This window comes from Caulobacter sp. FWC2, assembly GCF_002742625.1.
GTDB lineage: Bacteria > Pseudomonadota > Alphaproteobacteria > Caulobacterales > Caulobacteraceae > Caulobacter.
In genome coordinates this window covers 677,293-690,416 of the sequence record NZ_PEBF01000001.1, presented here as the reverse complement: position 1 = coordinate 690,416, position 13,124 = coordinate 677,293, and the positions used below count along the sequence as shown (strand labels likewise).

The following is a 13,124-nucleotide window of genomic DNA, read 5'->3' as shown; positions in this document are numbered from 1 at the left end:
CATGCAGAACGACAACAAAAACACGCTGATGTTCATCGTCAGCGCGTTCGTGATCCTGATCGGGTACCAGTTCTTCATCCTGGGTCCGCAGCAAAAGCGCGCCGAGATCGAGGCGCGCGCCAAGAAGGCCGCCCAGGTCCAGGCCGCGATGCAGCCTGGCGTGACCCTGGACGCCAACGGCAATCCGGCGCCGCTGCGCCTGTCGCGCGACGCCGCCAAGGCTCAGAGCCCGCGCATCGTGGTCGACACCCCGGCCCTGTCGGGCTCGATCGCCCTGAAGGGCGGCCGCATCGACGACCTGTTCCTGCGCAAGTACGCCGAGACCACCGACAAGGGCTCGCCGCCGGTCGAGCTGTTCCGCCCCGAGGGCGCCGAGCACGCCTGGTTCGCCGATTTCGGCTGGGCCGGCGCCAACCTGCCGGGCCTGCCCGACAGCCGCACCGTCTGGACCGCCGCGCCGGGCCAGGTGCTGCGTCCCAATTCTCCCGTCACCCTGACCTATGACAACGGCATGGGCCTGACCTTCACGCGCCTGATCGGCGTGGACGACCAGGCGATGTTCACCGTCACCGACAGCGTCAAGAACAACGGGACCGCCGCCTTCCAGCTGGCCCCCTACGCCACCGTCCAGCGCCAGGGCATCACTGACCACCTGGGCAAGACCCAGATCGTCCACGAAGGCGCCATCGGCGTTCTGGGCTCCGGCAAGGACCAGAAGCTGGAAATGGCCAAGTACGGCAAGTGGAAGAAGGACAAGCCGCTCTCGACCTTCGACTCGGTCGGCGGCTGGGCCGGCATCACCGACAAGTATTGGCTGGCGGCCCTGATCCCCAACCAGGACCAGACCATCAAGGCCCAGTACCGCGTCACCCAGGCCGGCGGCACCGACATCTATGACGTCAACTTCGTCGGCCCGACCCAGGCCCTGAACCCGGGCGCGACCCTGACCCAGAAGACCCGCCTGTTCGCCGGCGCCAAGACCGTGCCGCTGCTGCGCAAGTACGAGTACGGCGCGACGCCCGCTCCGGCCATCTGGGAGTTCTGGAATAACCCGAAGGCCGAGATCCCGCGCTTCGACGACGCCGTCGACTGGGGCATGTTCCGCTTCTTCACGCGCCCGATCTTCAACATCCTGGAGATCTTCTACAAGATGGTCGGCAACTTCGGCCTGGCCATCATGGCGCTGACCGTCCTGCTCAAGCTCATCCTCTATCCGATGGCGGACAAGAGCTATGAGAGCATGGCCAAGATCAAGAAGATCTCCCCCGAGGTCGAGAAGCTGAAGGCCAAGCACAAGGACGATCCCGCCAAACAGCAGCAGGAGATGATGGCCCTGTACGCCAAGGAGAAGATCAACCCCATGATGGGCTGCCTGCCCATGCTGGTGCAGATCCCGGTCTTCTACTCGCTGTACAAGGTGCTGACCGTCACCATCGAAATGCGCCACGCGCCGTTCTTCGGCTGGATCCACGATCTGTCCGCGCGTGACCCGACGACGATCTTCAACCTGTTCGGCCTGATCCCCTGGGACCCGGCCCACGCCCCGCTGATCGGCGCCTTCCTGTCGACCACCCTGCACATCGGCGTCTGGCCGCTGCTGTACGGCTTCACCATGTGGCTGACGACGGCGATGAACCCGCCGGCGGGCGACCCGATGCAACAGCGTATCTTCCAGCTGTTCCCGATCGTCTTCACCTTCACCCTGTCGCAGTTCGCCGTGGGCCTGGTGATCTACTGGTGCTGGAGCAACATCCTGACCATCATCCAGCAGTACATCATCATGCGCCGCTACAAGGTCGAGAACCCGATCGACAAGATCATCGCCCGCCTGCAGGGCAAACCTGCTAACGCCACCTGATGAGCGACGAACCCAACCTTCCGCCCGAACTCCCCAGCGTCCTGCCGGGCGCGGCCGACTTCACGGACGAGCAGATCGAGACGGCGCGGGTGTTCTTCGCCCAGCCGGTCTCGTTCATGATGGGCGCGGTGCGCATGGACACCATGCCCGCGCCCGATCTGCCGGAAGTGGCCTTCGCCGGCCGCTCCAACGTCGGCAAGTCCAGCCTGATCAACGGGCTGGTGGGGCAGAAATATCTGGCCCGCGCCTCGAACGAGCCGGGCCGCACGCGGGAGATCAACTTCTTCCTGCTGGCCGAGCAGGTGCGCCTCGTCGACCTGCCCGGCTATGGCTTCGCCCGCGTGTCGCGCTCGATCGCCGACAAGTTCCAGGACCTGGGCCGGGCCTATCTGCGCGGCCGGCCGAACCTGAAGCGCGTCTACGTGCTGATCGACGCCCGCCATGGGCTGAAGAAGGTCGACATGGAGGCGCTGGACGCCCTGGATACGGCGGCGGTCTCGTACCAGATCGTCCTGACCAAGGCCGACAAGATCAAGCCCCACGAGGTCGACAAGGTCGTGGCCGAGACACAGAAGGCCATCGCCAAGCGCGCCGCCGCCTTCCCCCGCGTCCTGGCCACCTCGTCCGAAAAGGGCCTGGGCATGCCGGAGTTGCGGGCCGAGATCGTCCGGCTCTGCATCGACGAGTGAGACAACAATAATCCGATCTCCCCGGCGACTGCCGGGGTCCAGATCGAGCCCACGAGCGCGTCGGAAGCTGATGAGGCGGATGGCGCGCTCACCCAAGCCGGCCCGGATGAATCTGGGCCCCGGCATTCGCCGGGGAAATCGGAATTTGGGGATATGTTTGGGCGGTTAACCCTGCGCTAGGCTTCGGCCGCCAGAACCGCCCGCTTTCTAGTTTCGAAAGTCCACCCGCCATGACCCGCCACGAACTCAAGACCTGGCCCAAGTACTTCGCCGCCGTGCGCTCGGGCCAGAAGCGCTTCGAGATCCGCCGCAACGACCGCGACTTCAAGGTCGGCGACATCTTGGTGCTGCGCGAGTTCGATCCGGAAGACGACGCCTATACCGGCCAGGCCGAGGAGCGTCAGATCACCTTCCTGCTGTCGGAAGAGGACTATGGCGGCGTCATCCACGGCTTCGTGGCCATCGGCTTTGGCGAGGTGGCGCCGCATCCGGACGCCGACGCCGAGGTCACCGCTGAGAGCCTGGCGACCTGGCACGAGACCGCCGCCTCAAACGCCGCCCTGCGCGCCCAGGAAGCCCGCAAGGTCTCGGAGAGCTATGCGGCGAGCAACATGGGCGTCGCGGCCGACCGCAACGGCGCCGTGGCTGATCTCGCCGCCGCCGAAGCCGGCTTCCACGCCGCAGCGGCGCGGATCGTCCGCAAGGGCTGATCTGGGGTTTTCTCTCCTCCCCCTCTTGGGGGAGGGGGACCGCCGAACGGCGGTGGAGGGGGACAGCGCCGCGCTATCGGGCCTGACCAGCCCCCTCCGTCTCGGCGCGTATTCGCGCCGATCCACCTCCCCCAAGCGGGGGAGGAGAAACGCGTGTCTGCTTAAGCCGCTTCGCGGACCACGGCCGGGAACACGTCGTCCATGCGCAGATAGGTGATCAGGCGGTTTTCCATCGAGATGATCGCCTGGATGTAGCGCAGCTCTTCGACGCCGACGTCCGGGGCCGGCTGCAGGCTGTCGCGCGGCACGGTGAAGGTTTCCGACACGGCGTCGACCAGGATGCCGGCCAGGCGGTCCTGGCATTCGACGACCACGATCACGTGGCGGGTCTCGGGGATGGTGACGCCCAGGCCCAGGCGGTTGCGCAGGTCGATGACCGGCATGATCGCGCCGCGCAGGTTGATGACGCCGCGCATATAGGCCGGGGCGTGGGGGATCGGGGTGGCCGGGGTCCAGCCGCGGATCTCTCGGACCGTCTTCACGTCGATGCAGAATTCCTGCTCGCCGATGCAGAACGAGATCAGTTCCAGAGCGGGCGCGGTGGTGTCGGTCATGGCGGTGTCCCCGGGTCTAATTCAGCGATCCCGGGGCGGCGTGTTCGACGCGCTCTCGGGCTCCCTGCCACAAGACCCCGAACCGTCTTTAACAACCGTTAAGTCTGAGCTTGAAGGAGCGCGCCGGATTGTCGCGCCCCCTCAAACTGAGTCTTAGAGTTCCTCCGACAGGCCTTCGTCGCCGTCGTCGGCCAGGTTGAACTCGTACCAGACGCCGTTCAGCACGCCGAAGGCGACGGCCAGGCCCAGGCCCAGGATCCAGGTGAAGTACCACATGGCTTGGTCTCCTCAGTACAGGTCGGGGTTGGTGGCCAGGGCGGCCGTGGTGCTGCGGCCCCACAGGACCTTGTAGACCCAGGTCGTGTAGAGCAGGACCAGCGGCAGGAAGATCACCGTGACGATCAGCATGACGAACAGGGTCAGGTGGGTCGACGAGGCGTTCCACACCGTCAGGCTGGAGCGCGGGTCGTAGCTGCTGGGCAGGATGAACGGGAACATCGACAGACCCACCGTGGCGATGATCCCGACCGTCGAGGCCGACGAGCCGCCGAACGCCGCCCAGGCCTTGTTGAACCGCATCCCCACGAGCGCCAGGGCCGCGCCCAGGAAGCCCAGGACCGGCGCGATGATCATCCAGCCATGGCGGCCATAGTTGTCCAGCCAGGCGCCCGGCGCCCGCACGGCGGCGGCGCCGCGCAGCGGGTTGGAGGGCCCTGCCGCATCGGCCAGACCCTCGATCCGGAAGCCCAGGCCGCCGAAGGCCACCCAGAAGCCGCCGGCCGCGAACAGCACGATGCTGGCCAGGCCCGCGATCTCGCCGATGCGACGGGCGCGCTCGGTGACCGGGCCTTCCTCGGCCTTGACGGTCAGCCAGGCCGCGCCGTGCAGAACCAGCATCGACACCGACAACAGGCCGCACAGCAGGGCGAAGGGCGAGAACAGGCCGATGAAGGCGCCCTCATAGAAGGCCCGCAGGTCGGTATCCAGGCGGAAGGGCGCGCCTTGCAGCACATTGCCCATGGCCACGCCGAACACCAGAACCGGCACGAAGCCGCCGACGAACAGACCCCAGTCCCAGAACGACCGCCACTTGGGGTTCGGCCGCTTGGAGCGGTACTTGAAGCTGACGGGCCGCATGATCATCGCCGCCAGGACCACGAACATCGCGAGATAGAAGCCCGAGAAGCTGATGGCGTAGACGAACGGCCAGGCCGCGAAGATCGCGCCGCCACCCAGGATGAACCACACCTGGTTGCCTTCCCAGGTCGCGCCGACGGTGTTGATCACCATCCGGCGTTCCTTGTCGGTCTTGGCGACGAAGGGCAGCAGCGCGCCGACGCCCATGTCGAAGCCGTCGGTCAGGGCGAAGCCGATCAGGAGGATCCCGACCAGGGCCCACCAGAGGACACGAAGGGTGGCGTAGTCGATTGGGAGTTCCATGACTCAGCGCTCCTTAAGCCACGGCCGGTTCGGATTCAGCGAACTCGCCGTCGGGGACGGGGTCGTGCTGAGCGAACGGGCCTTTCTTGATGGCGCGCAGGATCAGGCCGATCTCGACCACGGCCAGCGAGCCGTACAGGAGGGTGAACGCCGCGATGCTGGTCAGCAGCTGCGGCACGGACAGGCTGGAGGCGCCCAGGAAGGTGGGCAGCACGCCGTCCACCGCCCAGGGCTGCCGGCCGACCTCGGCCAACACCCAGCCCAGTTCGGTCGAGATCCACGGCAGCGGGATGGCCGCCACGGCGATGAACAGGAACCACTTGGTGTCGTGCTTGCGCAGGGTGACCAGCACGAAGGCCGTGGTGAACATGGCGATCATCAGGAAGCCGATCCCGGCCATGATGCGGAACGCCCAGAACATCACCGGCACCGGCGGCACCGTATCCCAGGCCGTCTTCGCAATAAGGTCGGGGCTAGCCTGGCGCGGGTCGGCGACATAGCGCTTCAGCAGCAGGGCGTAGCCCAGGTCGCGGCGGTGGGCCTCGAAGGTGGCGCGGGCGGTCATGTCCTGTGGATTGACCTTCAGGGCCTCGACCGCGCCATAGGCGACGACGCCGCTCTCTATGCGGTCCTGCGCCTTGGCGACCAGCTGGAAGATGCCCTCCACCGGCGTGTCGAAGCTGCGGGTTGCGATCAGGCCCAGAACGTACGGGATCCTGATCTCGTAGTGGGTCTTGCGCTCCTTCAGGTCCGGGATGCCGAAGGCGGTCAGGCCGGCCGGGGCGGGTTCGGTCTCCCACATGGCCTCAAGGGCCGCGAGCTTCATTTTCTGGTTGTCGGTCAGGGCGTAGCCGCTCTCGTCGCCCAGCACGACGACCGACAGCGAGGCGGCCAGACCGAAGGCGGCGGCGACGGTCATCGACCGCTTGGCGACGCCGATGTGCTTGCCCTTCAGGAGGTACCAGGCCGAAACGCCCAGCACGAACACCGAGGCGATCACATAGCCGGCGCTGACCGTGTGCACGAACTTGGCCTGGGCCACCGGGTTGAACAGCACGTCGCGGAAGCTGGAGACCTCCATGCGCATGGTGTCGGGGTTGAAGGCCGCGCCCATCGGGTTCTGCATCCAGCCGTTGGCGACCAGAATCCACAGGGCCGACAGGTTGGTGCCCAGGGCCACCATGAAGGTCACGAACAGGTGGCCGACGCGCGAGAGCTTGTCCCAGCCGAAGAACATCAGCCCGACGAAGGTGGCTTCCAGGAAGAAGGCCATCAGCCCTTCGATCGCCAACGGGGCGCCGAAGATGTCGCCGACATAGTGCGAGTAGTAGGACCAGTTCATGCCGAACTGGAATTCCATGGTGATGCCGGTGGCGACGCCGAGCACGAAGTTGATGCCGAACAGCGTGCCCCAGAAGCGGGTGGTGGTCCGCCAGATGGGACGCTTGGTCATCACATAGATGCTCTCCATGATGACCAGCATGAAGCTGAGCCCCAGGGTGAGCGGTACGAACAGGAAGTGGTATAAGGCGGTCAACGCGAACTGAAGGCGCGATAGGTCGATGACGGCGGGGTCCATGAAAAGCTCCCAGACGAACGGCCGATGATCACGCCGATCGAGGGCTTTTCCCTAGACCGTCGCGACCGCCCGGTCCTTGATTAGGATCAAGGCTTGCGAATGAAAGCAGCCTACACTCAACCCATGGCCGCCAGTATAGTACAGAACGATGGTTCCGTTTCACCAAAGCGGTGGCTTGATCGAGCCAGCCGTCGCGGCGGACCCGCGAGCGGCCGTGCGCGGGCGTTCGTTCTGCTCGACGGCGTAGCCGCGATCGCCTTCGCTGCGGGCCTGGCGTTCGGCGTCGACGCTATCGCCAGCCAGCGCGGGCCTCTGGTTCTGAGCCTCTCCCTGCTGGCGATCGTCGTGGCCGGAATCCTGCGGGGTTTGCTGGCCCGCCTGGCCGCCGGGGCCGGAGCCCAGGCCGCCGCCCAGGCCAAGGCCGCCGTTCGCGCCGACCTCGCCCACTCCGTATTTGGCGGCCCGCGCCGCTCGGCCGGTGAAGCCGCCACCGCCCTGGTCGAGGGCGTCGAGGCGCTGGACGGCCACTTCGCCCGCTTCCTGCCGGCGCGACTATCCGCCGCGGCCCTGCCGCTGGTGATGATCGCCGTCGCGGCCGTCGCCAGCCCCATCTGCGCCGGCATCATGCTGGCCACGCTCATTCCCTTCATCGCCGCCATGATCCTGGCCGGGACGGCCGCGGCCGCCGAGAGCCGCGCCCAGTTCCTGGCCCTGGAGCGCCTGTCGGGCCTGTTCCTCGACCGCGTCCGCGCCCTGCCGGTCGTGCTGGCCTTCCAGGCCGAGGGGACGACCACCGCCGCCCTGCGCCGCTCGGCCTCCGAGCTGGCCGAGCGCACCATCCGCGTGCTGCGCGTCGCCTTCATCTCGTCGGCGGCCCTGGAGTTCTTCGCGGCCCTGTCGGTGGCGCTGGTGGCGGTCTATTGCGGCTTCAACCTGCTGCGCCTGCTGCCCTTCCCGGTTCCCGAGACCCTGGACCTGAAGCGGGCCTTCTTCGTCCTGGCCCTGGCGCCCGAGATCTACGCGCCGATGCGCCGCCTGGCCGCGGCCTATCACGACCGCCAGGCCGCCGAGTCCGCCAGCGCGAGCCTGTCGACCTTCGAGGTTCCGGAAACCAAGCCCACGGCGTCGCCGCTGAGCAAGGCTCCGACCATCCGCTTCGAGGGTGTCACGGTCCGCTATCCGGACGCCGACGCGCCGGCGGTCGACGGCTTCGACCTCACTGTCCAGGCCGGAACCATCAGCGCCCTGGTCGGCCCCAGCGGGGCGGGCAAGAGCTCGCTGCTGAACCTGATGCTGGACCTGGCGCCCCTGAGCGGCGGACGGATCCTGGTCGACGGCGCCGCGCCTCGCGTCGCCGACATCGCCTGGGCGGGCCAGTCGCCGCTGATCCTGCCGGCCACGATCGCCGAGAACATCGCCCTGTCGCGCCGCGACGCGACCCGCACGGAGATCGAGGCAGCGGCGACCGCCGTGGGCTTGATCCTCGACCGCGAAGGCGGCCTCGACTTCAGGCTGGACGAACGCGGCAGCGGCCTGTCCGGCGGCGAGCGTCGCCGCCTATCCCTGGCCCGCGCCCTGCTCAAGTCAGCTCCCATCCTGCTGCTGGACGAACCGACCGCCAATCTCGACGCCAAGGCCGAAGCCGAACTGCTGACGGCCATCCGCGTCGCCGCCAGGGGCCGCACGACCCTGATCGCCACCCATTCCGAGGCCGTCGCCGCCCTCGCCGACCAAGTGATACGCCTGTGACGAACCCCGCGAGTCCCCTCGACGCCCTGATCCGCGCCCAGAAGCGCGAGCGCGCCGACGCCTTGCGGCTGGCCATCGCCAGCGCCGTCGTCGTGGGCGCGGCCTCGACCATCCTGCTGGGCCTGTCCGGCTGGTTCATCGTCGCCAGCGCCGCCGCCGGCCTGGCGGGCCTGGCTGCGGCCCATACGTTCAACGTGCTGATCCCCAGCGCGATGATCCGCCTGCTGGCCATCCTGCGCACCGCCGCGCGCTATGGCGAGCGCCTGTCCGGACACGCCGCCGCCCTGCGCGCCCTGGCCGTCATCCGTCCCGCGGTATTCGAGAGCCTGGCCGCCGCCCCGCCTTCGGAGTCGCTGACCCTGTCGCGCGGCGAGGCCTCGGCCCGCCTCGTCCAGGACGTCGACGCAATCGAGACCCGCTTCGTCCGCCTGTCCGCCCCCTGGAGCGCCGTCGCAGGCCTAGGCTCGGGCCTGGTCCTGGCCGCCCTGGCCGGCTGGCTGCCCGCCGTCGTGATCCTGCTGACCGCCGGCGCCGCGATCCTGGTCGCCCGCGCCCTGGCCAAGCGCTTCTCGACGCCCGCCCGCGCCGCCGTGCAGGCCAGGATCGGGGCGCTGAAGGAGACCACCGCCGCCCTCGTCGCCGCCTCGGCCGAACTTCGCGCCTACGGCCTGGACGCCTGGGCCGGTGAGACGCTGAACGCCAAGGCCGCCGAACTCGACGCGGCGCGCCTGGCCGCCGCCCGCGCCCAGGGGCTGATCCTGATGAGCCAGGCCGCCCTGCTTGGCGTCGCGGTCGCCGCCGCCGTCGCCAGCGCGGCCCCGGCCGGCGCGCCGCTGGCGGCCCTGGCCGGTCTGGCCGCCGCCATGAGCATCGACGCCCTGGCGGGCCTCGCCCACGCCTTCGACCAGGACGGCGCGGCGCGGGAAGCGCGCGAGCGCCTTGATGCGGTGCTGCAATATCGCGCCAGGCCGGCCGAAGCCGCGCCCGAGACGCCGCCCGGCCTGACGATCCTCGGCCAGACCCTGAAGCCAGGGGAACGCCTGGCGGTCGTCGGCCCGTCCGGCTGCGGCAAGACCACCGCGATCGAGACCCTGCTGGGCCTGCGCGGCCAAACCGCCCTGCCCCGTTTCGCCTTCGCCTGGCTGCCGCAGGACGCCGGCCTGATCGCCGGCACGGTGCGCGACAATCTGCGCCTGGCCGCGCCCAAGGCGACCGACGCTCAGCTGTGGGACGTACTTGAAGCCGCCGCCCTGGCCGACCGCATCCGCGCCGCGCCGCAAGGCCTGGCCGCCTCTATCGGCGACGACGGCGAGCGCCTGTCCGGCGGCGAGCGGCGGCGCCTGGCCTTGGCGCGGGCCTATCTGCGGGATGCGCCGTGGCTGCTGCTGGACGAGCCCACCGAAGGGCTGGACGCGGCGACGGAGGCTCTTGTGGTGGAAAGGTTACGCGACCGCCTGAAGCGCACCGGCCAGGGCCTGGTGCTGGTCAGCCACCGCGCGGCGCCAGCGGCGATCTGTGGGCGACGGGTGGAGATGAACGCAAACAAAAACCCGATCTCCCCGGCGAAGGCCGGAGCCCAGATCGAACCCACGAACGCTTGAGGATTAGACGCGAGGGCCGTCGCGAAAACCCAAAAGGCATGGATGGATCTTGGCCCCTGCCCTTGCAGGGGAAATCGGGCTCGATGGGACGCTCCCAGCTCGACTTGGGAGCGCCCCAGCTACTTCATGTTCACCCGGATATAGGTCACGAACAGAACCACGGCGAACGCCGTGAACGACGCGATCACCAGACCCAGATACGCCATTTGCCCACCCGACATCGGAGCGCTCCCTTTGCTTGAAGCGCTCAGCCTCCGACCTACGCAATGATCGCGCCTTGACCTGGCTCAAACCCGGCCGGCTATAAGGCGCTCAAGACTGGGAACACCGATGAAGCCTGCCCGGGGCCTGTCCTCCACGCTCTACAGCGACCCGCACCCCACCGCCTATCTCGCCGCCTTCGCGGCGGTGATGGCGACGGCGGTCGCGCGCCTGTACCTGCCGGCGGACTTCACCGCGCCGTCGTCGTTCCTGCTGTTCGTGCCGGCCGTGCTGGTCAGCGCCGCGCTCGGGGGCCTCGGTCCGGGGGCCTTCGCCACCACCTTCGCCTGGAGCAGCGTCTGGTGGGTGACGCGCGAGATCCCGTTCAACCTGGTCAGCGGTCTCTGCGCGGCGATCTTCCTGTCGGTGGGATTCGGCATGGCCGTGGGCGGCGGCTGGTTCCATGCCGCGCGGCGGCGCGAGGCGGCGGTCAACGACCATCTGCGCTCGATCCTCGACACCGTGCCCGACGGGGTGGTGGTCATCGACCGCGCTGGGATCATGACCTCGTTCAGCCCCGCCGCCGAGCGGATGTTCGGCTGGAGCACGGACGAGGTCCTGGGCAAGAACGTCAAGATGCTGATGCCCGAGCCGCACGCGGCCGCCCACGACGAGTACATCCAGCGCTACCATCGCACCGGCGAGAGGCGAATCATCGGCGTCGGCCGGGTCGTGGTGGGACAGCGCAAGGACGGCTCGACCTTCCCCATGGAACTAGCGGTCGGCGAGACCAAGGGCTCGACGCCCTCCTATACTGGCTTCATCCGCGACCTGACCCAGAGCCAGGAGACCGAAACGCGCCTGCAGGAACTGCAGAACGAGCTGGTCCACGTCTCGCGCCTGACGGCCATGGGCGAGATGGCCTCGACCCTGGCCCACGAACTGAACCAGCCGCTGTCGGCCATCGCCAACCTGCTGACCGGTTCGCGTCGCCTGATCGACCGGGGCCGCGAGGCCGACCAGGCCAAGGTCCGCGACGCCATCGACCGCGCCGCCGCCCAGGCGTTGAGGGCCGGCGAGGTGATCCACCGCATGCGCGACTTCGTCCGCCGCGGGGCAAGCGAGCGGGCCGACGAGAGCCTGTCCAAGCTGATCGAGGAGGCCTCGGCCCTCGCCCTGATCGGCGAACGCGATCGCCAGGTCGACGTGCGCCTGTCTTTGGATCCCGCCGCTGACGACGTCTATGCCGACCGGGTCCAGGTGCAGCAGGTGCTGCTGAACCTGATCCGCAACGGCATCGACGCCATGCAGGAGGGCGGCGCGCGCCGAAAGGCCCTGACCATCACCAGCGCTGTGACCGACCAGGGCTGGTCGCAGGTCAGCGTCGCCGACACCGGCCCCGGCATCGCGCCCGAGGTGCTGGAGCGCCTGTTCCAGCCATTCATGACCACCAAGCCGCAGGGCATGGGGGTGGGCCTGTCGATCTCGCGCTCGATCATCGAGGCGCACGGCGGTCGCATCTGGGCCGAGGCCAATCCCGGCGGCGGGGCGCTGTTCCGCTTCACCCTGCCGCCCGCCGATCATAACAAGGAGTCCGTTGATGACTGACGCCGCCCCCTTGGCGCCCCACGTCGTGCACGTGGTCGACGACGACGAGAGCGCCCGCGAGTCGCTGGCCTTCCTGCTGGAGTCCGCCGACTTCGAGGTCATCGCCTACGCCAGCGCCCCGGCCTTCCTCGACGCCCTGCCGGACGCCAAGCCCGGCGTGGTGATCACCGACGTGCGCATGCCCGAGATGAGCGGCCAGGAGCTGGTCGCGCGGCTGGCGGCCCTGAAGGTCAAGATGCCGATCGTGATGATCACCGGCCACGGCGACATCCCGATGGCCGTCGAGGCCATGCGCTCGGGGGTCGTCGACTTCATCGAAAAGCCCTTCTCGGACGCCCGGATGCTGGACGCCCTGGCCCGCGCCATCAAGGCCGCCGAGGCCGCGCCGGTCACCGACGACCAGGCCGCGATCCTGCACCGCCTGGAGACCCTGTCCGAACGCGAGCGCCAGGTGCTGGACGGTGTCGTCGCCGGCCACGCCAACAAGGTCATCGCCCGCGAACTGGGCATCAGCCCCCGGACGGTGGAGATCTACCGCGCCAAGCTGATGACCAAGATGCAGGCAGACAACCTGGCGGCGCTGGTGCGGATGACGCTGTCGGTGCGGGGCGGCTGAGCGCTGCCCCGACCTCCGCTTCGCTAAGGCCGGGATGAGAATGTTTGGTTAGCCCTGATCACTTCGCTCAGCCGCACGCTCAGCGCGTCCCCCAGCAGCGGCTTCTCCACCAGAGATACGCCTTGCACGCCCCGGCGCACCAGCCGCTCGACGTCCCCTGTCAGCACGATCGTCGGGCTCTCGCCTACAGCGGGCCACTCGTCCCGCGCGTCGTCGATGACCACTGCCGCCACCGGTCGCCCGTCTGGCCGCACGCCCACCACATAGCCCTCGGTCTCCAACGAGAAGCGAAGCGCCTCGCGGAGGGGCTCGTCCTCGACGAGCAGCAGGATGAGGGGGAGGTCCGTCATGATCCCATTGTGCAGGGTCGGCGGTCCAGGTGGATTGATCCGCCTCAAACCGTCGATACCGCATGCTCGCGTAAGGGGGTTTCCTTAGGCGCGGTTCCCGAATATCGCG

The 13,124-nt window shown here is 68.5% G+C and carries 12 protein-coding genes; 7 read left to right on the top strand and 5 right to left on the bottom strand.

Annotation, left to right across the window (positions count from 1 at the left end):
- Nucleotide 1 precedes the first annotated feature (1 nt).
- From yidC to CSW62_RS03285, 3 genes are all read left to right on the top strand, one after another.
- Nucleotides 2-1,858, top strand: coding sequence for a membrane protein insertase YidC (gene yidC, locus CSW62_RS03295; RefSeq protein WP_099575773.1), 1,857 nt, complete (start codon nucleotides 2-4; stop codon nucleotides 1,856-1,858).
- On the top strand, nucleotides 1,858-2,547 hold the full coding sequence (gene yihA, locus CSW62_RS03290; RefSeq protein ID WP_099575772.1) for a ribosome biogenesis GTP-binding protein YihA/YsxC: 690 nt from the start codon (nucleotides 1,858-1,860) through the stop codon (nucleotides 2,545-2,547). The genes yidC and yihA overlap by 1 nt, the downstream gene beginning before the upstream one ends.
- A 230-nt stretch (nucleotides 2,548-2,777) precedes the next feature.
- The gene (locus CSW62_RS03285) at nucleotides 2,778-3,257 is read left to right on the top strand and encodes an ASCH/PUA domain-containing protein (protein WP_099575771.1); all 480 of its coding nucleotides are present in this window, start codon (nucleotides 2,778-2,780) and stop codon (nucleotides 3,255-3,257) included.
- Between the two features lie 161 nt (nucleotides 3,258-3,418).
- On the opposite strand, the gene CSW62_RS03280 is transcribed toward CSW62_RS03285, so the two are convergent.
- From CSW62_RS03280 to CSW62_RS03265, 4 genes are all read right to left on the bottom strand, one after another.
- Complete coding sequence (locus tag CSW62_RS03280; RefSeq protein WP_099575770.1) at nucleotides 3,419-3,871, bottom strand: chemotaxis protein CheW; 453 nt, start codon at nucleotides 3,869-3,871, stop codon at nucleotides 3,419-3,421.
- A gap of 153 nt (nucleotides 3,872-4,024) precedes the next feature.
- Nucleotides 4,025-4,147 (bottom strand): cytochrome bd-I oxidase subunit CydX, encoded by a 123-nt coding sequence (cydX, locus tag CSW62_RS03275; RefSeq protein WP_099575769.1) that lies wholly within the window; start codon nucleotides 4,145-4,147, stop codon nucleotides 4,025-4,027.
- 12 nt (nucleotides 4,148-4,159) lie between these two features.
- Nucleotides 4,160-5,311, bottom strand: a complete 1,152-nt coding sequence (cydB, locus tag CSW62_RS03270) for a cytochrome d ubiquinol oxidase subunit II (RefSeq protein WP_099575768.1) — start codon at nucleotides 5,309-5,311, stop codon at nucleotides 4,160-4,162.
- Nucleotides 5,312-5,324: 13 nt separating this feature from the next.
- Nucleotides 5,325-6,890 carry a cytochrome ubiquinol oxidase subunit I gene (locus tag CSW62_RS03265; protein ID WP_099575767.1) on the bottom strand — a complete coding sequence of 522 codons (1,566 nt, stop codon included), beginning with the start codon at nucleotides 6,888-6,890 and terminating at the stop codon, nucleotides 5,325-5,327.
- 123 nt (nucleotides 6,891-7,013) lie between these two features.
- On the opposite strand from CSW62_RS03265, the gene cydD reads away from it, so the two are divergent.
- From cydD to fixJ, 4 genes are all read left to right on the top strand, one after another.
- A complete protein-coding gene (gene cydD / locus CSW62_RS03260) occupies nucleotides 7,014-8,639 on the top strand; it encodes a thiol reductant ABC exporter subunit CydD (protein WP_099575766.1) in 1,626 nt (541 codons plus the stop codon).
- Nucleotides 8,636-10,240: an amino acid ABC transporter ATP-binding/permease protein gene (locus CSW62_RS03255; protein ID WP_099575765.1), complete on the top strand. Its 1,605-nt coding sequence runs from the start codon at nucleotides 8,636-8,638 to the stop codon at nucleotides 10,238-10,240. The genes cydD and CSW62_RS03255 overlap by 4 nt, the downstream gene beginning before the upstream one ends.
- A gap of 330 nt (nucleotides 10,241-10,570) precedes the next feature.
- Nucleotides 10,571-12,049 (top strand): PAS domain S-box protein, encoded by a 1,479-nt coding sequence (locus CSW62_RS03250; RefSeq protein ID WP_099575764.1) that lies wholly within the window; start codon nucleotides 10,571-10,573, stop codon nucleotides 12,047-12,049.
- The gene (gene fixJ / locus CSW62_RS03245; protein WP_099575763.1) at nucleotides 12,042-12,665 is read left to right on the top strand and encodes a response regulator FixJ; all 624 of its coding nucleotides are present in this window, start codon (nucleotides 12,042-12,044) and stop codon (nucleotides 12,663-12,665) included. The genes CSW62_RS03250 and fixJ overlap by 8 nt, the downstream gene beginning before the upstream one ends.
- A gap of 23 nt (nucleotides 12,666-12,688) precedes the next feature.
- Here the strand turns inward: fixJ and CSW62_RS03240 are convergent, their stop codons facing one another.
- On the bottom strand, nucleotides 12,689-13,015 hold the full coding sequence (locus CSW62_RS03240) for a nucleoside transporter (RefSeq protein WP_099575762.1): 327 nt from the start codon (nucleotides 13,013-13,015) through the stop codon (nucleotides 12,689-12,691).
- Between the last annotated feature and the right edge of the window lie 109 nt (nucleotides 13,016-13,124).

Excerpts from the sequence above, each read along its gene's own strand:
- cydD (WP_099575766.1), top strand. The coding sequence starts at position 7,014 with ATGGCCGCCAGTATAGTACAGAACGATGGTTCCGTTTCACCAAAGCGG.
- CSW62_RS03240 (WP_099575762.1), bottom strand. The coding sequence starts at position 13,015 with ATGACGGACCTCCCCCTCATCCTGCTGCTCGTCGAGGACGAGCCCCTC.
- fixJ (WP_099575763.1), top strand. The coding sequence starts at position 12,042 with ATGACTGACGCCGCCCCCTTGGCGCCCCACGTCGTGCACGTGGTCGAC.
- yidC (WP_099575773.1), top strand. The coding sequence starts at position 2 with ATGCAGAACGACAACAAAAACACGCTGATGTTCATCGTCAGCGCGTTC.
- cydB (WP_099575768.1), bottom strand. The coding sequence starts at position 5,311 with ATGGAACTCCCAATCGACTACGCCACCCTTCGTGTCCTCTGGTGGGCC.
- cydX (WP_099575769.1), bottom strand. The coding sequence starts at position 4,147 with ATGTGGTACTTCACCTGGATCCTGGGCCTGGGCCTGGCCGTCGCCTTC.
- yihA (WP_099575772.1), top strand. The coding sequence starts at position 1,858 with ATGAGCGACGAACCCAACCTTCCGCCCGAACTCCCCAGCGTCCTGCCG.
- CSW62_RS03250 (WP_099575764.1), top strand. The coding sequence starts at position 10,571 with ATGAAGCCTGCCCGGGGCCTGTCCTCCACGCTCTACAGCGACCCGCAC.
- CSW62_RS03285 (WP_099575771.1), top strand. The coding sequence starts at position 2,778 with ATGACCCGCCACGAACTCAAGACCTGGCCCAAGTACTTCGCCGCCGTG.
- CSW62_RS03265 (WP_099575767.1), bottom strand. The coding sequence starts at position 6,890 with ATGGACCCCGCCGTCATCGACCTATCGCGCCTTCAGTTCGCGTTGACC.
- CSW62_RS03280 (WP_099575770.1), bottom strand. The coding sequence starts at position 3,871 with ATGACCGACACCACCGCGCCCGCTCTGGAACTGATCTCGTTCTGCATC.